The organism is Nocardia sp. JMUB6875 (assembly GCF_041154655.1).
Classification (GTDB): Bacteria; Actinomycetota; Actinomycetes; order Mycobacteriales; family Mycobacteriaceae; genus Nocardia.
The window spans coordinates 15681-33734 of record NZ_BAAFGR010000080.1 but is presented as its reverse complement, the minus strand read 5'-3'; the positions used below and the strand labels follow the sequence as shown (position 1 = coordinate 33734).

The 18054-nt window shown below is 67.6% G+C and carries 19 protein-coding genes; 7 read left to right on the top strand and 12 right to left on the bottom strand.

Annotated elements, in window-relative coordinates:
- Positions 1-346 precede the first annotated feature (346 nt).
- The 3 genes from ACAM49_RS21360 (at position 347) to ACAM49_RS21350 (ending at position 2737) form a co-directional block, all read left to right on the top strand.
- On the top strand, positions 347-700 hold the full coding sequence (locus tag ACAM49_RS21360; protein ID WP_369637307.1) for an endonuclease domain-containing protein: 354 nt from the start codon (positions 347-349) through the stop codon (positions 698-700).
- A gap of 203 nt (positions 701-903) precedes the next feature.
- On the top strand, positions 904-1791 hold the full coding sequence (locus ACAM49_RS21355) for an NADP-dependent oxidoreductase (RefSeq protein WP_369637302.1): 888 nt from the start codon (positions 904-906) through the stop codon (positions 1789-1791).
- A 13-nt stretch (positions 1792-1804) separates the two neighbouring features.
- On the top strand, positions 1805-2737 hold the full coding sequence (locus ACAM49_RS21350; protein ID WP_369637301.1) for an AraC family transcriptional regulator: 933 nt from the start codon (positions 1805-1807) through the stop codon (positions 2735-2737).
- An 82-nt stretch (positions 2738-2819) separates the two neighbouring features.
- Here ACAM49_RS21350 and hsaB read toward each other — a convergent pair whose 3' ends face one another.
- The 4 genes from hsaB to hsaA are packed head-to-tail and all read right to left on the bottom strand — an operon-like array spanning position 2820 to position 6377.
- Positions 2820-3404 (bottom strand): 3-hydroxy-9,10-secoandrosta-1,3,5(10)-triene-9,17-dione monooxygenase reductase subunit, encoded by a 585-nt coding sequence (gene hsaB, locus ACAM49_RS21345; RefSeq protein ID WP_369637300.1) that lies wholly within the window; start codon positions 3402-3404, stop codon positions 2820-2822.
- 22 nt (positions 3405-3426) lie between these two features.
- Complete coding sequence (hsaC, locus tag ACAM49_RS21340) at positions 3427-4326, bottom strand: iron-dependent extradiol dioxygenase HsaC (RefSeq protein WP_369637299.1); 900 nt, start codon at positions 4324-4326, stop codon at positions 3427-3429.
- Positions 4323-5204 (bottom strand): 4,5:9,10-diseco-3-hydroxy-5,9,17-trioxoandrosta-1(10),2-diene-4-oate hydrolase, encoded by an 882-nt coding sequence (hsaD, locus tag ACAM49_RS21335; RefSeq protein WP_369637298.1) that lies wholly within the window; start codon positions 5202-5204, stop codon positions 4323-4325. Before hsaD ends, hsaC begins: the two co-directional genes overlap by 4 nt.
- A 3-nt stretch (positions 5205-5207) precedes the next feature.
- Positions 5208-6377, bottom strand: coding sequence for a 3-hydroxy-9,10-secoandrosta-1,3,5(10)-triene-9,17-dione monooxygenase oxygenase subunit (gene hsaA, locus ACAM49_RS21330; RefSeq protein WP_369637297.1), 1170 nt, complete (start codon positions 6375-6377; stop codon positions 5208-5210).
- Positions 6378-6576: 199 nt separating this feature from the next.
- Between hsaA and ACAM49_RS21325 the strand changes: the two genes are divergently transcribed.
- Together ACAM49_RS21325 and ACAM49_RS21320 are read left to right on the top strand one after the other, a co-directional pair.
- The gene (locus ACAM49_RS21325; RefSeq protein ID WP_369637296.1) at positions 6577-7827 is read left to right on the top strand and encodes a Rieske 2Fe-2S domain-containing protein; all 1251 of its coding nucleotides are present in this window, start codon (positions 6577-6579) and stop codon (positions 7825-7827) included.
- Complete coding sequence (locus tag ACAM49_RS21320) at positions 7827-8156, top strand: hypothetical protein (protein ID WP_369637295.1); 330 nt, start codon at positions 7827-7829, stop codon at positions 8154-8156. Before ACAM49_RS21325 ends, ACAM49_RS21320 begins: the two co-directional genes overlap by 1 nt.
- Positions 8157-8159: 3 nt before the next feature.
- Here ACAM49_RS21320 and ACAM49_RS21315 read toward each other — a convergent pair whose 3' ends face one another.
- Entirely contained in the window at positions 8160-8570 is a 411-nt protein-coding gene (locus tag ACAM49_RS21315; RefSeq protein WP_369637294.1) for a cupin domain-containing protein, read from the bottom strand.
- A 38-nt stretch (positions 8571-8608) separates the two neighbouring features.
- Between ACAM49_RS21315 and ACAM49_RS21310 the strand changes: the two genes are divergently transcribed.
- Positions 8609-9346, top strand: coding sequence for an NAD-dependent deacetylase (locus ACAM49_RS21310; RefSeq protein ID WP_369637293.1), 738 nt, complete (start codon positions 8609-8611; stop codon positions 9344-9346).
- 18 nt (positions 9347-9364) lie between these two features.
- Here ACAM49_RS21310 and ACAM49_RS21305 read toward each other — a convergent pair whose 3' ends face one another.
- On the bottom strand, positions 9365-10117 hold the full coding sequence (locus tag ACAM49_RS21305) for a DUF427 domain-containing protein (RefSeq protein WP_369637292.1): 753 nt from the start codon (positions 10115-10117) through the stop codon (positions 9365-9367).
- A 164-nt stretch (positions 10118-10281) separates the two neighbouring features.
- Between ACAM49_RS21305 and ACAM49_RS21300 the strand changes: the two genes are divergently transcribed.
- Positions 10282-11703, top strand: a complete 1422-nt coding sequence (locus tag ACAM49_RS21300) for an amino acid permease (protein ID WP_369637291.1) — start codon at positions 10282-10284, stop codon at positions 11701-11703.
- A gap of 21 nt (positions 11704-11724) precedes the next feature.
- Here the strand turns inward: ACAM49_RS21300 and ACAM49_RS21295 are convergent, their stop codons facing one another.
- The 6 genes from ACAM49_RS21295 to ACAM49_RS21270 form a co-directional block, all read right to left on the bottom strand.
- Positions 11725-12051: a YbjQ family protein gene (locus tag ACAM49_RS21295; RefSeq protein WP_369637306.1), complete on the bottom strand. Its 327-nt coding sequence runs from the start codon at positions 12049-12051 to the stop codon at positions 11725-11727.
- 196 nt (positions 12052-12247) lie between these two features.
- Entirely contained in the window at positions 12248-13291 is a 1044-nt protein-coding gene (locus ACAM49_RS21290) for an acyl-CoA dehydrogenase family protein (protein ID WP_369637290.1), read from the bottom strand.
- A 31-nt stretch (positions 13292-13322) separates the two neighbouring features.
- Positions 13323-14366 carry an acyl-CoA dehydrogenase family protein gene (locus ACAM49_RS21285; RefSeq protein WP_369637289.1) on the bottom strand — a complete coding sequence of 348 codons (1044 nt, stop codon included), beginning with the start codon at positions 14364-14366 and terminating at the stop codon, positions 13323-13325.
- Positions 14367-14385: 19 nt separating this feature from the next.
- Complete coding sequence (locus ACAM49_RS21280; protein ID WP_369637288.1) at positions 14386-15513, bottom strand: acyl-CoA dehydrogenase family protein; 1128 nt, start codon at positions 15511-15513, stop codon at positions 14386-14388.
- A complete protein-coding gene (locus ACAM49_RS21275; protein ID WP_369637287.1) occupies positions 15514-16416 on the bottom strand; it encodes an enoyl-CoA hydratase in 903 nt (300 codons plus the stop codon).
- The gene (locus tag ACAM49_RS21270) at positions 16413-17984 is read right to left on the bottom strand and encodes a FadD3 family acyl-CoA ligase (RefSeq protein WP_369637286.1); all 1572 of its coding nucleotides are present in this window, start codon (positions 17982-17984) and stop codon (positions 16413-16415) included. The genes ACAM49_RS21275 and ACAM49_RS21270 overlap by 4 nt, the downstream gene beginning before the upstream one ends.
- Positions 17985-18054: the final 70 nt, after the last annotated feature.

Sequence of the window (18054 nt, the reverse complement as noted above, 5' to 3'; positions counted from 1 at the left end):
GGGTGTTGGTGGGGGCTTCGGCGGTGGCGATGTTCGGGAGTCCGTATGTGGATGTGAGGCTTCCGGGGGAGATTGCGCTGGGGAGTTCACGGCATGCGCCCGACGGGGTTCGGGTGGTTCGGGATCGGATTCCCGATGATGAGTGGTGTGAACGTGAGGATATCGGGTGACCACTCCGGCCCGGACCGCACTCGATTTTGCGCGGCGGCATCCGCGGAATGTGGCAGTACCGCTGTTCGATTCCCTGTGCGGCACAACGGGAACGGCGCCGAGCGCGGTGCTCGCGATCGCGGCGAGGCATGCCGGGGCACGTGACATGAGCAGGGTGCCCGCGATCTTGGCTCTTGTGGATGCCGGAGCAGCGTCACCGCAGGAATCCCGCACTCGACTCCTGCTGATCGACAACGGCTTTCCCACTCCGGAAACACAGATCGTGGTCCTGGATGAACGCGGCACCTTCGTGGCCCGAGTGGACATGGGCTACCGGGAGTTCCGAATCGCGATCGAGTACGACGGCGCCCAACACTGGACCGATCCGAAGCAGCACACGCACGACATAGACCGCCTCGCCCGCCTGGAATCCCTCGACTGGATCGTCATCCGCATCAGCGCCGCCCACCTCCGCACCCACCCCCAAGTCATCCTCACCCGCCTCCGCAACGCCTTCGCCGCACGCGGGGTAACCAAGATCGTGGGGTAGCTGGGTCGGCGGGTCGGTTGCCTGGGCATGGCGTCTTCGCATGGATACTCATGGATAAAAAGGTGAGACTTCTGGCCATTCAGAGTCTTCTAGTTGCCTCCTAATGTTCTTCTTGTTCGGTTCGGAGGTCGGGCCGAGGAGTTCAGCTAGAGGAGATGACGGCGATGCGGGCTGTGGTGCAGAAGAGCTTTGGTGGGCCTGAGGTGCTGGAGGTTGTGGAGGTGGAGAAGCCGGAGCTGCTCAGCGGCGAGGTTCTCGTTCGGGTCAAGGCCAGTGCTATCAATCCTGTTGATGTGGCGGTGCGGTCGGGGGCGTTCCCGTTGCTGGGGAAGCCGCCGTTCGGGGTGGGGTGGGATATCTCCGGGGTGGTCGAGGCGATCGGGCCGGGTGCACGGTACGAGGTGGGCGAAGAGGTCTACGGGATGCCGTTCTTCCCCCGTGCCGCAACGGGTTACGCGGAGTATGTGGCGACTCCGTCGCGGCAGGTGGCGCGGAAGCCGAAGGCGCTGAGTCATGTCGAGGCCGCGGCCTTGCCGCTGGCGGCGTTGACCGCTTGGCAGGGGCTGGTGGACAAGGCCGGAGTGCAGGAGGGGGATCGGGTGCTGATTCACCGGGCGGCCGGTGGGGTCGGGCATCTGGTGGTGCAGATCGCGAAGGCGAAGGGGGCGTATGTGATCGCACTCGCCAGCGAGGGGAAGCACGATTACGTGAAGGGGCTCGGGGCGGATGAGGTGATCGATTACCGGACAACCGATTTCACCGAGGCGGTGCGGGATGTCGATATCGTCTTCGACTCCGTCGCGGATGGGGCGCGGTCGCTGAGTGTGTTGAAGCCGGGCGGGGTGCTGGTGAGCATTCTCGAGCACATGAATCCGGAGTTGGAGGCGACGGTGAAGGCGGCCGGTCGGCGGTTCGCGGGGGTTTCGGTGGAGCCGGATTACTGGGCGCTGGAGCAGATCGCCGAGTTGGTGGACGCGGGGAAGCTGCGGCCGACGATCGCGGAGACGCTGCCGCTGGAGGATGCGGGGAAGGCGCATGAGATCGTGGCTTCGGGGCGGACCGTGGGCAAGGTCGTGCTGACCGTCGAGTGATGGAAGAACAGAGATGGATGTGCTGAGCGAGGCGCTGGCCTCCATGCGGACGGGCGCGCCGAATTCGGTGCGGACCGAGGGGCGGGCGCCGTGGGGGCTGAAACTGCCGCACACCGCGGGGGCGGGATTCCATGTGGTGCTGCATGGAACGTGCTGGTTCTATCCGACCGAGGACAGGGCGCGGGCGATCGCCATGGGGCCCGGCGATGTGGTGTTCGTGCGGGAGGGCGCGGGACACATTCTGGCCGACCACCCGGATACCCCGCCGGAGGTTCCCCGCCCCGACCAGTACATCCAGCGCCCGCCGATCGGCGCGGTACGGCTCGGCGGCGACGGCCCGGCCACCAGCTTGCTCTGCGGCAACTACCACCTCGACGGCCAGCGGCCGCACCCGCTGCTGCGACAGCTGCCCGAGGTGATCCACCTGCCCGCCCGGCACGGCAAGCATCCGGAGCTGGCCGCCGCGATCCAGCTGCTGGGCGCGGAACTCGACAATCCGCGCATCGGCTCGTACGGCATCGTGCCCGCGCTCATCGACTCGCTGCTGCTCTACATCCTGCGGGCGTGGATAGAGGATCAGCCCGAGAAGGAGGTCACGGGATGGGCTGCGGCCCTGCGTGATCCGGCCGTCGCCCCGGCCCTGGCCGCCATGCACGACGACCCGGCCGCGGCCTGGACGGTGCAGTCCCTGGCCGATCACGCGGGCCTGTCCCGCGCGGCCTTCGCCCGCAAGTTCAACGCCATGGTCGGCGAACCCCCGCTGGCCTACCTGACCCGCTGGCGTCTGACCACCGCCGCGCAACTGCTGCGCGAGGACGACCTCGCCATCGAAAAGGTCGCCGCCCGAGCCGGATACAGCTCCGAGTTCGCCTTCGGCAAGGCGTTCAAGCGCGAATTCGGCCTCGCCCCGGGCCAATACCGCCGCCAGGCCCGCGCCGCCGCCTGACCTGTCCACACATGGAAAGGCCCCTGTGGATGAATTCCACAGGGGCCTTTCGCCTATCGCCAGGGTTCTGGAGGAACCCGACTCACAACCAAGTGTCCAGAGTGGTGGTCGTGAGGAAGTGTTCGAGGTCCGCGCGCCACGGCGCGGGCGTCGTCTTCTCCGGTTCGATGGCCGTGTACTGGCCCCGGTAGAACAGCAGCGGCCTGCCGGAGTCGGTGGACTCCGACAGGGCCTGTACCCGGCCGATCACGATGTAGTGATCGCCGCCGTCGAGCACGTTGTCCACAGTGCACTGGATCGTGGCCAACGCGCCGTCCAGGACCGGAAGCCCCAGTTCCGAGGTGTGCCAGTCGATTCCGGCGAACTTGTCGGGTTCGCGGGAACCGAAGCGGGCGCACACCGGCTGCTGCTCCTCGGCGAGCATGTTCACGGCGAAGCTGCCGTTGCGTTCGATCGCCGCCCAGGAGCGGGACTCCTTGGTGGGGCAGAACAGCACCAGCGGCGGATCGAGGGACAGGGCGGCGAACGACTGGCACGCGAACCCGATGGGTGCGCGGTCCTCGCCCTCGCCGTCGAAGGTGGTGATGACGGTGATGCCGGTGCAGAACTGCCCCAGCACATTCCGGAACTGCCGCCCGTCGATGACGGGTTGTGCGTCGGTGGTCATGAGCCGCCCCTGTCCGTTCGCTCTACTTGAATCCGACGCTGAAGTCGTGGCCCCACAGGCTGACCGCGGTGGATTCCCGCGCGATCCACGAGTGATCGTCGACTTCCAGTCCCTCACAGCCGAATTCGATATCGAACCCGCCCGGCGTCTTCATGTAGAACGACAGCATCTTGTCGTTGATGTGCCGGCCGAGGGTGGCCGACATCTTGACCTTCTTGCGGTTGGCGCGATCCAGGCAGAGGCCGACGTCGTCGGAGTTCTCCACCTCGACCATCAGGTGCACGATGCCGGTCGGGTTGGGCAGCGGCAGGAACGCCAGCGCGTGGTGGCGCGGGTTGCAGCCGTAGAAGCGCAGCCAGGCCGGGTCGCCGTCGGCGGGACGGCCCACCAGCTGCGGGGGCAGCCGCATGGAGTCGCGCAGCCGGAAGCCCAGCACGTCCTGGTAGAACGCCTGTGCCGCAGCGTCATCGGTGCAGGTGAGGACCACGTGACCCAGACCCTGCTCGGCGGTGACGAACTTGTGGCCGTAGGGGCTGACGAACCGGCGGCCCAGATACTGCGCGCCGTAGAACGCCTCGAGGGTGTTCCCGGACGGATCCTGGAACCGGATCATGCCCTCGACCCGGCGCTCGCCGAGCTCCTCCTTGGTGCCCTCGGTGAAGGCGACCCCGTTCTTGGCGAGGGTCTCCCGAAGCTGTTGCAGCCCACGGGCGTCGGTGACCTCCCAGCCCGAGACCAGCAGCCGGTCCTTCTCACCCGGCACGATCACCAAGCGGGCGGCGAAATCGTCCATGCGCAGGTAGAGCGCGTCCGGATTGAGCCCGTCGCCCTCCATCATGCCGAGCACCTTGAGGCCGTACTCGCGCCAGGCCGTCATGTCGGTGGCCTCGATGCGCATGTAGCCGAGCGCCTTGATACTCATGCTCTCTCCTTGACGCCGAGCAGGAAGTCGGTTGCCAGGCGGTTGAATTCGTCGAACTTCTCCAACTGCGCCCAGTGGCCGCAACCACCGAACACGTGCAGCTGCACGCGCGGCACCATCTTCAGAGCCACGAGCGCACCGTCGATCGGGTTCACGCGGTCCTCGCGGCCCCAGATCATGAGTACAGGTTGCCGCAACTTGAAGGCGTCACGCCAGATCATGCCCTTGGCGAAATCCGGTCCGGCGAAGGACTTGCCCATGGCGCGGGTGGCAGCCAGGGATTCCGGCTGCGAGGCCGAGGCGAAGCGCTCCTCGACCAGTTCCGGCGTGATCAGCTTCTGATCGAAGACCATGATCCGCAGGAACGCCTCCAGGTTCTCCTTCGTGGGCTCGAAGTTGAACTTGGACAGCAGCTTCACGCCCTCGGTGGGGTCCGGCGCGAACAGGTTGGTGGACAGGCCACCGGGGCCCATCAGCACCAGCTTGCCCGCGCGGTCCGGGTAGTCAAGTGCGAAGCGGGTGGCCGCACCGCCGCCGAGCGAATTGCCCAGCAGGTGAACGCGTTCGGTGATGCCGAGGGTGTCGAGCAGATCCTTCAGCGCCGAGGCCGAGTGCACGAAGTATTGCGGGTGCTCGGTCGGCTTGTCGGACTGGCCGAACCCGGGCTGGTCGACGGCGAGGACGTGAAAGTCCTTGGCCAGCACCGGAATGTTCTTGGCGAAGTTGGACCATGAGCTCGCGCCCGGGCCGCCGCCGTGCAGCAGCACGATGGTGGGGCCGTTGCCGACTCCGGCCTCGTGGTAGTGCAGCTTCAGATCCGGCCGCACCTGCGCGAAGCGCGAGGTGGACTCGTACGTGATTTCTCCCACTGACGTCATGGACTACACCATCGTGTCGGTGATCGGCAGCCCGAAGGCGTGCGAGCCGAACATGGCGTACGCGCGCTCGGGATCCTGCGAGGCGTGCACGCGACCGGCGTGGGCGTCACGCCAGAACCGCTGCAGCGGAGTGCCTTCCGCGAGCGCGGTGGCGCCGGAGGCCTCGAAGAGCCGGTCGATGGAGGCGATGATGCGGCCGGTGGCGCGCACCTGGTCGCGGCGGGCGGCCACGCGCAGGTCGAACGGCACTTCCTTGTCGGCGAGGATGTAGGCGTACTCCTCGGCGATATTGCCCGACAGCTGACGCCAGGCGGCGTCGATGTCACTGGCCGCCTCAGCGATTCGCACCTTGCCGTACGGGTCGTCCTTGGCGTGCTCGCCGAAGTACGCCGCGCGCACGCGCTTGCCCTGGTGCTCGACGTGGGCCTCGTAGGCGCCATAGCCCATGCCGATGATCGGCGTGGTGATGGTCGCGGGATGAATGCTTCCCCACGGCATCTTGTACAGCGGGTCGGTATTCTGCTCCAGGCCAGGCGATTTCAGATCGCCCATAGTCTTCATGCTGAGGAAGCGGTGCCGCGGTACGTACACATTCTCGACCACGACGGTGTTGGAGCCGGTGCCGCGCAGGCCGACCACGTGCCACACGTCGTTGATCTTGTACTCGCTCCGCGGGATCAGGAACGAGCCGAAGTCGACCGGCTTGCCGTTCTTGATGACCGGGCCGCCGACGAACACCCAGTCGGCGTGATCGGAGCCCGAGGACCAGGCCCACGAACCGTTGACGATGTAGCCCTCGCCGTCGTCGCTCACCACGCCCGCACCCATCGGGGCGTAGGAGGAGGAGATCCGGACCTCGGTGTCGTTGCCCCAGACCTCTTCCTGCGCACGCTGATCGAACAGCGCCAGGTGCCAGTTGTGGATGCCGAGGATGCCGGCGCACCAGCCGGTGGAACCGCACGCGCTCGCGATCTTGCGGACGGTGTCGTAGAAGATCACCGGGTCGCAGGCGTAGCCACCCCACTGCTTGGGCTGGACGAGCTTGAAGAAGCCGGTGGCCTGCAGATCCTTGACCGTCTGGTCGGGAAGGCGACGCAGATCCTCGGTCTCCTGGGCGCGCTCGCGCAGGGTGGGCAGCAGCGCCTCGACCCGCTCAACTACTTCTTGCGTCATCTCGCCAGTTGCTCCTGCCTGGTGCTGGTACGGGAAGCGGTCTTCGTTTGCCCCTGAGAGTAGAACACGTTCTTATTCCTGTCGAGAACGCGCTGCTGGCGCAGCTCAGAGCGCCCCCATCCTGGTAGTTGGTCCTATCGCTGGCCAACTGTCAGCCAATTTTGTAACGTGTTCTAGTACATCCATAGGAGGATCAACGATGGCGACAAGCGCCCAAGGGCCGCGCGGGAAGGTCCGCGAGATCGATGTGGGCTCGATGCCCACCCGATACGCCCGGGGTTGGCACTGCCTCGGCCTTGCCAAGGACTTCCGTGACGGCAAGCCGCATGCGGTCAACGTATTCGGTACCAAGCTGGTCGTTTTCATGAACAGCCAGAACGAACTCAAGGTGCTGGACTCCTACTGCCGTCACCTCGGCGGCGACCTCTCGATGGGTGAGGTCAAGGGCGATTCGATCGCGTGCCCGTTCCACGACTGGCGCTGGGGCGGCGACGGCAAATGCACCGGGATTCCGTACGCGCGCCGCGTGCCGCCGTTGGCCCGTACTCGCTCGTGGATCACGTTGGAGCGCAACGGTCAGCTGTTCGTGTGGCACGACCACGAGGGCAACCCGCCGCCGGACGAGGTGACGATCCCCTATATCGAGGGCCCGTACACCAATGCCGACGGCAGCCCGTCCGAGGAGCGCAATGACGGCTGGACCGACTGGACCTGGCACTCGATGCTGATCGAGGGCTCCAACTGCCGCGAGATCATCGACAACGTCGTGGACATGGCGCACTTCTTCTATATCCACTACGCCTTCCCGACGTACTTCAAAAACGTGCTCGAGGGCCATGTGGCCACGCAGTACCTGGAGACCAAGGGCCGCCCGGACATCGGCCAGGCCGCCGAGGCCGGCATCGATGTGCTGCTCAAGTCCGAGGCGTCGTACTTCGGGCCGTCGTACATGATCAACCCGCTGCTCAATATCTACAGCGGCTTCGAGGTCAAGACGGTCCTGATCAACTGCCACTACCCCGTCACCCAGAACTCCTTCATGCTGCAGTGGGGCGTCTCGCTGGAGAAGCCGAAGGGGCTGCCGGACGAGCAGGCCGAGGCCTTCGCCGCCAAGATGACCGAGGGCGTCTCCGAGGGCTTCCTGCAGGACGTCGAGATCTGGAAGCACAAGTCCAAGATCGACAACCCGCTGCTGACCGAGGAGGACGGGCCGGTCTACCAGCTGCGCCGCTGGTACGACCAGTTCTACGTGGACGTCGCGGATATCGATCCGAAGTCGGTGCAGCGCTTCGAATTCGAGATCGACACCTCCAAGGCCAACGAGGCGTGGGGTCTCGAGGTCGAGGAGAATCTGCGCCGGAAGCGCGAAGCCAAGGAGGCCGAAGCGGCCGCGCAGGCGGAGACCGCCGTCGCGGCCGAGGCCGACTCGTCGGAGGAAGCAGGAGTCTGATGACCAGCTGGGCGAAGGCACCCGATTTCGCGGACCGTCCGGAGCACCGGGAACAGGTGCGCGCCCAGACGGTTCTCGACAAAGAGCACTACATGGAATCGGGCATGACACCCATCGCGTGTCAGTCCTGCGGCATCGAGGTGCTGGTGCGCAAGCACTCCAGCAATCAGAAGACCGTGCAGTGGCGGACCAATCCGGCCGACCGCTGCCCGGTGTTCCAGAAACTGGCCGAGAACGGGCCCGTCTTCGGGAAACCCGATTCCTGCCCGAACCTCGAGAAGACCATCGACCACGCGGTGGCCGAGGGCATTCTCGAAGTCGACAAGTAAGGCTCAGTCGAGCCTGAAGTCGGCGAAGTCGAAACCGGGGGAGACCACGCAGCTCACCAGGCTGTAGTGGTCGCCCGCCGGTCGGGCGGATTGGGATACCCCGCCGGGGACCACCGCCTGGGGGCGCTGCCCCTGCTCGACATCGGGTCCGAGGACGATCTCCTCACCCCCGATGTTCAGCAGCAGGGGCCCACCCCGATGCCAGAACCAGATCTCGTCCGACGTCACCGTGTGCGGCGCGGACTTCTCACCCGGCAGCAGCAGGAAATAGATGGCCGTCGCGCTCGAGCGCGGGCCGCCGTAGCCCTCAGGCTCGAATTCGACTCCGCTGCGCCAGGTTTCCCGGAACCAGCCGCCCTCGGGATGCGGCTCCAGATCCAACTCCGCGGCCAGCTTCGGTCGGTCATCGCTCATGGCCTCACTCTAGGGCCGGGCGGCCTAGGCTGGGCAGCGTGACGGACTGGCGCGCACGCAAGGGACCGATCGGAGTGCTGACGGGGGCCGGGATCTCGACGGACTCCGGGATACCGGATTTCCGTGGCCCGCGCGGGGTTTGGACCAAGGACCCGATAGCCGAGCTGCTGTCGACGTACCAGAACTACGTGGCCGATCCGGAACTGCGAGCGCGGGCCTGGCTGGCGCGGCGTGACAATCCGGCGTGGAAGGCGACACCCAACGCGGCGCACGAGGCGCTGGCCCGGCTGGCCGCGTCGGGACGGCAGGTCGGGATCATCACGCAGAACATCGATCGACTGCACCAGCGCGCCGGATCCGACAGCGTGGTGGAGATCCACGGCAATATGTTCGAAGTCGTCTGTATCGACTGCGATTTCACCGATTCGATGGCCGCCACCCTGGCGCGCGTGGCCGCGGGCGAACCGGATCCCGCCTGCCCGGACTGCGGCGGCATCCTCAAGGCCGGGGTCATCATGTTCGGCCAGCAACTCGACACGGCCGCCATCCGCGCCGCCGTCCAGATCGCCGAGACCGCGGAAATCTTTCTGGCGGTGGGCAGTTCGCTGCAGGTCGAGCCCGCCGCGTCCATGTGCGCGGTGGCGGTGGACGCGGGGGCCGACCTGGTCATCGTGAACGCCGAGCCGACGCCTTACGACGAGTACGCCGCCGAGATCGTGCGCGACCCGATCGGCGAGGCGCTGCCCCGGCTGGTGTCGCAGATCCTGGGGGACTGAGGTTTTCGTGCGCGCTTCTCAGCTGAACGGCGTCTTGGGTCGCGGCTGCAGTTCGCCGTCGATCCAGATGTCGACCTTCTCGTTGTAGAACGACGCCAGCCCCGCGATCTTCTGGCTCTCCGGCAGCGGCGTGCGGTAGATCCACACCAGGTCCGGATGGCTGGTCTCGCCGAGCTGCACATTCCAGTACTCGGCGTGACCCTTGTACGGGCACGAGGTCTTGGTCGCCGACGGCCGCAGCAGATCCATGCGGATATCGGTCAGCGGCAGGTAGTAGCGCGCGGGCAGCCCGGTCTCGAACAGGATGTGCGGGGCATGCGAGTCGGCCAGCGTCTCGCCGTCCAGCTCCACGCGGACGTGCCGGGAGCTGACCAGGATGTCGACCCGGGTGTAGGGGTCGCGCGGGTGGACATAGATCGGCTCGTCCTCCTCGAACCACTCGTCCATGGCGGCGAAGTCCAGCTTCACCAGGTCGCGCAGTTCCGGGATCGGGGAGTCGAGGTGGCGCACGGCCGCGCCGGGGGCGGTGACGCCGTCGGCCACCACATCGAATTCGGTGCCCTCGCCGCGGCTGGGGGAGGGCCGGGTCTTGCCGTTCGGCTCGAGCTTGACCCGCAGGTCGTCGACCGGCAGATAGTAGGTGGGGTAGTGCGGGCCCTCCCAGACCAGCGTCGGATGGACGGTGTCGGCGGCCAGGTGACCGCCCAGGTAGGCGCGCACCCGCTTGGCGCTCGGTTCGACGCGCACCCGGCCACGCTGTGTTTCGGTCATACCTCCCGACGGTACCCCCGGAATGGAACCGCCTGTCGGCGAGCGGGTTTCGCATATTCCTGGCATATCCGCCGGAACCGGCCCAGGAGGCGATTTTTATAGGCTGACCAGCCTCGATATGGTGTTCTGGCAACACTCGGGCAATACAAGAAGGTGGCGGTCAGATGTCGGAAACCGACAGTGCTCAACTGGCGGAAGCGAGCGGCGTCGAACAGCAGGGCCTGCGCACCGGACTCCGGCGCCGGCACATGACCATGATCGCCATCGGCGGCGCGATCGGCGCGGGCCTGTTCGTGGGCAGCGGCTCGGTCATCAAGACCGCCGGACCCGCCGCCATCCTCTCCTACGCGGCCGCCGGACTCGTGGTGCTCTGCGTGCTGCGCGCGCTCGGCGAGATGGTGGTGGCCCGCCCGGTCGCCGGATCCATGGGCGAGTACGCGCGCATGGCCATGGGCCCGTTCGCCGGATTCACCGTCGGCTGGATCTACTGGTACCTCTACGTGATCCTGGTCGGGGCCGAGGCGGTGGCCGGCGCGGCCATCCTCGCCAACTGGATCGACCTCGACCAGTGGATCCTCTCCGCCGGACTGCTGGTCCTGATGACCGCGGTCAACCTGGTTTCGGTGAAGTCGTTCGGCGAGTTCGAGTTCTGGTTCGCCTCCATCAAGGTGGTGGCCATCGTGCTGTTCCTGGTCGTCGGACTGGCCTGGGTGTTCGGGCTGTGGCCGGGCTCGCACGCCGGCTTCGGCAACCTGACCGAGCACGGCGGCTTCGCGCCCAATGGCATCGGCGGCATCTTCTCCGCCATCGTGGTGGTCATGTTCGCCTTCGGCGGCACCGAGATCGTGACCGTGGCGGCCGCGGAATCCAAGGAGCCGGGCCCGACCGTGGCCCGCGCCACCAACAATGTGCTGTGGCGGGTCGGCCTGTTCTACGTGGCCTCGATCTTCCTGGTGGTGACCATCCTGCCGTGGAACGACGCCAAGGTGCTGCAGAGCCCGTTCGTGAGCGCGCTGGACCACATCGGGATTCCGGCCGCGGGCACCATCATGCAGGTCGTCATCCTGACCGCGGTGCTGTCGGTGCTGAACTCGGCCATCTACGTCTCCTCCCGCATGCTCTACGTCCTCACCCGGGACGGCGACGCCCCCGCCTCCCTGGTGAAACTGAACAAGCGCGGCGTCCCCGCCCGCGCGGTGCTGCTCGGCACGGTCGCCGCGTGGGGCGCGGTCATCGCCTCGTACGTCTCCCCGGACCAGGTCTTCACCTTCCTGGTGAACTCGATCGGCGTGGTGCTGGCCTTCGTCTACGTGGCGATCATGTTCTCGCAGTTGCGACTTCGCGCCCGCCTGCGCCGCGAGGACCCGTCGGCCCTGACCTACAAGATGTGGGGATACCCCTACATCAGCTGGGCGGTGGTGGTCGCCATCTTCGCCGTCTTCGTGGCCATGGCCCGCAACCCCGACCAGCGCAACCAGCTCCTCGCCTCCACCGTCAGCCTGCTGGTGGTGATGGCGATCTACCCGCTGCGCGCCAAGTTCGGCCGCAAGGCGCCGGTGCGCGAGGTCGAGGTGCTGCACCACTGACCGCTATCCGACCGGTGACCGCTATTCGTCGATCGGCTTGATGACGACCGCGGTCCCGTAGGCCGCGACCTCGCTCATGGTGTTGGCGATCTCGTTGCAGTCGAAGCGCATGGCGATCACCGCGTTCGCGCCGAAGGCCATGGCGTGCTGGCACATTCGCATGATCGCCTCGTGCCGGGACTGGTACAGCAGCTGCGTGTACTCGTGAATCTCGCCGCCGCCCAACGCCCGGAACCCGGCCGCGAAGTTCGCGCCGAGGCCCCGGCTGCGCACGGTCAGCCCGGCGACCTCGCTGATCACCTTTACGATCTGGTGGCCAGGAACGTCGTTCATGGTCGACACCAGGATCGGGAACTGCGGCCCCGGAGCCTGCTGCGGCTGACCCTGCTGCGGGTAGGGCTGCCCCTGTTGCGGATAGGGCTGGCCCGGCTGCGGGTACCCGGGCGGCGGTTGCTGCGGGTACCCGGGCTGGCTTGGCTGCTGCGGGTACTGCCCTTGCGGCGGCATGGGTTGATTCATGAGCCGGATCGTACGGAAATCCCGATCAGGCCGGTCGGGCCAGGGGGCGGGCGGGGGTGCCGAAGAGCTGGGCGTCGGCGTGGGCGCGCTTGAAGAACAGGTGCGCGTCGTGCTCCCAGGTGATGGCGATGCCGCCGTGCATCTGCACGGTTTCGGAGACCACGGCATTGAAGGCGTCGATGGCGTGCAGCCGGGCGGCCTGGACGTCGACGGCCTCGACCGCGCCCTCGGCCAGGCCCGCGATGGCGAGATAGGCCACGGAGCGGGCGGATTCGACGAGCACGTACATATCGGCCATGCGGTGCTTGAGGGCCTGGAAGCTGCCGATCGGGCGGCCGAACTGCACGCGCGACTTGGTGTACTCGACGGTCATGTCGAGGCACTGCTCGGCCGCGCCCACCTGCTCGGCGACCACTGCCGCCCAGGCGATCTCGCGCAGGCGGGTGACGTTCAACCGTCCCAGCGGGCGGGCCGCGACCGCCTCGAAGTCGATGCGCGCCAGCTTGCGGGTCGGGTCCTGGGTGACGAGGGCGGTGCGGGTGACGCCCGTGGCATCGCCCTCGACCTCGAACAGGCCCTCGGCGGTCAGCACCAGCAGCGTGTCCGCGTGCGTGCCGTCGAGGACGTAATGGGCGGAGCCGGACAGGGTTTCGCCGTCGGCCTGGACGCCGAAGGAATCCCAGCCCCGCGCCCCGGCCCAGCACAGCGCCAGTGTCCGGGCGCCCTCGGCGACCTCCGGCAGCAACCGCTCATTGGCCTCGGCATTCCCGGCCAGCAGCAGCGCCTGCACGCCCAGCACGGCCGACCCGAGCATGGGCGGCGCGGACAGCGTGCGCCCGAGTTCCTCGACCACCAGCAGGGATTCGACCAGCCCGACCCCGATGCCGCCGAACTCCTCCGGAATGGCAAGCGCCGCAACGCCGACCTGCTCGCACAGCAGTTTCCACAGCTGCTCGTCATACCCGCGCTCGGTCTCCAGCCCGCGCCGCATGGCCGCGCTGTCACCGTGCTTGGTCAGCACGGCCCGCACGGTGGTGACGAGTTCCTGCTGCTCGGTAGTGAGGCTCATGCCTTCGCTCCCAACGTGTCGTAGTTGCTCATCATGCGACGTTTCCGGCGCGCAGGGCGGTAGCGATGCGGGCGCGGTGCTGGGCCGGGGTGCCCCAGGCCGAGCGCAGCGCGGTGACCTTGGTCAGCCACAGCGACAGATCGCATTCGGCGGTGTAGCCGATGGCACCGTGCACCTGGAGGGCGATGCGGGCGGTCTGATACGCCGCCTCGCCGCAGGCCAGCTTGGCGGCGGAGATGTCGCGGCCGCGAGTCCCGCTGTCCGCGTTCGCTTCCAGGGTCAGCGCGGCCCGGTAGAGCAGCGGCTGCGCCATTTCCAGGGCGATGTGGGCATTGGCCAGATGGTGCTTGATGGCCTGGTTGCGGCCGATCGGGGTGCCGAACTGCTGGCGCTGCTTCACGTACTCGACGCTGGTGTCCAGCAGTGCGCGGCCCGCGCCGAGCAGCTGCGCGGCGGCGGCCAGGGCGGCGGTGTCGAAGGCCAGATCGATTGCGGCGGAGACGCCTTCACCCTCGGCGAGGGTCTCGCCCGCGGTCACGGTGAACAGGCGGCGGGCCGCGTCCACCGAGGTGACCAGCTCGCCCGCGTTGGCCAGGGCGATGCGGTCGCCCTCGGCGATCAGCACCAGATCGGCGATATCGGCATCCAGCGCGGTGGCTGCGCCGTCGGCCCGCCCGGCATTGGCTCCGGCCGCGGCGGTCACCGCGAGGGTGCCCAGCTTTGCGCCCTCGGCCAGCTCCGGCAGCTGCTCGGCGGCCAGCGCCGCATCCGGAAGCGCCTGCAGCAGTGCGGGAATCGCTGCGGCGGTCTCCACCAGCGGGCCCGGCACGGCGGCCCGGCCGATCTCGGTGAAGGCCACGATCAGCTCGACCGGGCCCGCGCCGAACCCGCCGTTCTCCTCGGTGACGGTCAGCCCCAGCGCGCCCGCCTCGGCCAGTTGGCCGATCAGCGCGCGCCCGGCGGCGGCATCGCCCTCGCCCCAGGCCCGGACGACGCCCGGGGTCTTGGCGGCCTCGCCCATCTTGCGCAGGCTGGCGGCGAAATCGTTCTGTTCTGCGGTCAATGCGAATCGCATGTCGTCGTCCTCCCTGTGGCTATCGCGGCAGGCCGAGCAGGCGTTCGGCGATGATATTGCGCTGAATCTCGTTGGTGCCGGCGTAGATCGGGCCCGCCAGCGAGAACAGGTAGCCGTCGGTCCAGGCCGATTCCTGTTCCGCGGCCGCACCGTGCAGATCGAGCGCGGTCTCGTGCATGGCGATGTCCAGATCCGACCAGAACACCTTGTTCACCGAGGATTCCGCGCCCAGCTGACCGCCGTCGGCCAGGCGGGTGACGGTGGCCCAGGTGTTGAGGCGGTAGGCCTCCGCGCCCACCCACGCGTCGACCACCCGGTCGGCGATCGCGGTATCGGTCTCGTCCGCGCCGCTCCACAGCTCGATGAGCTTGGCCGCGGTGGCGGTGAACCGGCCCGGCGCGCGCAGCGACAGGCCGCGCTCATTGCTCGAGGTCGCCATGGCGACCTTCCAGCCGTTGTTGGCCTCGCCGATCACGTCGGCGTCCGGCACGAACACATTGTCCAGGAAGATCTCCGCGAAGCCCGGCTCGCCGTCCAGCTGCGGAATCGGCCGCACCGTAATGCCTTCCGCGGTGAGCGGGAACATCAGGTAGGTCAGGCCGCGGTGGCGCTCGGCCTCCGGATCACTGCGGAACAGGCCGAAACCCCAGTCCGCGAACGAGGCCCGCGAGCTCCAGGTCTTCTGACCGTTGAGCAGCCAGCCGCCCTCGGTGCGCTTGGCGGTGGAGCGGATGCCCGCCAGATCGGAACCGGCCTCCGGCTCGGACCAGGCCTGCGCCCAGATGTCGTCGGCGCGAGCCATTCTCGGCAGGATGCGGGCCAGCTGCTCGGGGGAGCCGTGCTCGAACAGGGTGGGCGCGAGCAGGAAGATGCCGTTCTGCGAGACGCGCCCCGGCGCGCCCGCGGCGTAGTACTCCTCCTCGAAGATGACCCATTCGGTCAGCGAGGCGTCGCGGCCGCCGTACTCGGCGGGCCAGGCCACACAGGACAGGCGGGCCTCGGCGAGCTTGGCCTCCCACGCCCGGTGGGCCTCGAAGCCCTCCTTCGTATCCATGGACGGCAGGGGAGTGGCGGGCACATTGGCCGCCAGGAACTCCCGCACCTCGCGGCGGAATTCCTCGGTCTTGGCGTCGAATTCGAGATCCACTTACTTCGCCCCGTCGTTGTTCGTAGCTGCGGCCGCGCCGGTGGCGGCGGCCTTCATGGACTTGGCGTTCATGCCGCCGAGGGAGTCCGCGCCGACCTCGGCATTGTGCGCGTGCGCGAAATGGTGCAGCCCGAAGACCGAGTCCATCCCGGCGCGCATGCCCATCAGGTCCTCGCACTGGTTGACGGCCTTCTTGGTCAGCGCCAGCCCGAACTGCGGCATCTCCGCGATCTTCTCGGCCAGCGCGAAGGTCTTCGCCTCCAGGTCCGCGCGCGGGACAACGTGATTGAGCATGCCCCACTCGTAAGCCTGTGCGGCGGTGAAGCGCTCACCGGTGAACAGGATCTCCTTGGCGCGGCGCGGACCCAGCACCCACGGATGCGCGAAGTACTCGACGCCCGGAATGCCCATGCGGACAACCGGATCGGAGAAGAACGCGTCCTCCGACGCCACGATCATGTCGCAGGACCAGGCCAGCATGAGCGCGCCCGCGATGCACGCGCCCTGCACCATGGCGATGGTCGGCTTGGGGATCTCCCGCCAGCGCCGGCACATGCCCAGGTACACCTCGGATTCGCGCGCGAACCGCTGGTCGCCGCCGAGGCGGTCGGTGTGGTCCCACCACAGCGCGGCCTGGTTCTCATACTTGATGTGATGGTCGCGACCCGGCGTGCCGATATCGTGCCCGGCGCTGAAATGCTTTCCGGCACCGCCCAACACGATGACCTTGACTTCCGGATCCTCTACGGCCCGCACGAAGGCGGCGTCGAGGGCGTAGGTCATGACCGAGTTCTGTGCATTGCGGTAATCCGGCCGGTTGAGCGTGACGACCGCGATCGGTCCCCGCTTCTCGTAGAGGACGACCTCGCCCTCGTCCGGGACAGGTCCCAACTCCTGGCTCACGCCTTCTCCTCACGTAGTTGCCGCTTGAGCACTTTCCCCGCGGCGTTGTATGGCAGCCCGTCCCGGAACTCCACGTACTTGGGCACTTTGAAGTTGGCCAGCTGGGATTTGGCGTAGTCGCGCACGTCCTCTTCGGTCAGATTCGACCCGGCCCGGCGGACCACGTAAACCTTGCCGACCTCGCCCATGCGCTCGTCGGGCACGCCGATGACCGCGGTCTCGGCGACGCCCTCGAGGCGGGCCATGGTCTGCTCGATCTCGGCGGGGTACACATTGAAGCCGCCGGAGATGTACATGTCCTTGAGCCGGTCGGTGACCTTCATGTAGCCGCGCTCGTCGATGACGGCGACATCGCCGGTGTGCAGCCAGCCGTCGCGGTCGATGGTCGCGGCGGTGGCCTGTGGGTCGTCGAGGTAGCCCAGCATCACCTGGTCGCTGCGCAGCAGCAGTTCGCCATTGTCGGCGAGCTTCATCTCGAAGCCGTCGATGACGCGCCCGCAGGTGTTGGCGATGGTCTCGCTGGAATCCTCGGGACGGCACATGGTGCCGAAGCCGCCGGACTCGGTCTGGCCGTAGGCGGTCAGCACCACGTCGAAAGTCAGCTCGCTGCGCAGTCTTTCGATGAGCACGACCGGCACGGTGGCCGCGCCGGTCACCGCGACGCGCAGGCTGGACAGATCCGCCTCGGCGCGGCCCGGGTGATCGAGGATGGACTGATGGATGGTCGGCGGCCCGGTGAGTACGGTGATGCGCTCCTCCTGGATGAGCCGCATGGTCTGCTGCAGGTCGAACACGGCCTGCGGAATGATGGTCGCCCCGGTGACCAGGCTGGTGAGAATGCCCGCCTTGTAACCGAAGGCGTGGAAGAACGGCGGCACGATCAGATAGCGGTCGTCGCTGTTCAGCGTCGCGCAGTCGGCCCAGGCCCGGGCGCTGGCCAGCACCTGGCGATGCGCGATGAGCGCGCCCTTGCTGCGGCCGGTGGTGCCGGAGGTGAACAGGATGTCCGAAAGATCGTCCGGCGACACCGATTCCGCGCGCGCGACGGCTTCCTCGAGGCTGACCGCCTCGGCCAGCTTGCCCAGCTCCGACCAAGCGATGACATTTCCCGGCCCGCCGGGGGCGTCCTCGACCGGCGCCTCCCCTTCGACCGGCATCACGATGGCCGTCTCGATGCCCGCCAGATCCGGTGCGGCGGCCCGCAATTCGGCCAGCCGATCGCGGCCCAGGAACTCGCCCGCGATGAACAGCGCCTTGGCGTTCACCCGCGACAGCACATCCACCGCCTCGGCCGCGACGTACCGCGTATTCAACGGGACGACCGCCGCGCCGACATAGTGGGTCGCCAGCACCGCGGTCACCCAGTGATGCGTGTTCGGCGCCCAGATGGCGATGCGGTCACCGCGCTGAATGCCGCGCGCGATGAGCGCCCGGGCGGTCTCACGCACCGAGTCCAGCAGTTGCGACCAGCTCAGTCGCACGGCACCGTCGCCTACGGCCGGCGCGTCACCGTAAAGGGTCGCGGCCTCGTGCAGAGCGAGCGGTGTGGTCTGCGGAGGAGATGTCACTGGGCGTCCTCGCTGTCCGGGAATGGGTCTAACAAAGCAAGTGCTTGGTAGGTTACTCTACCGACGTGAG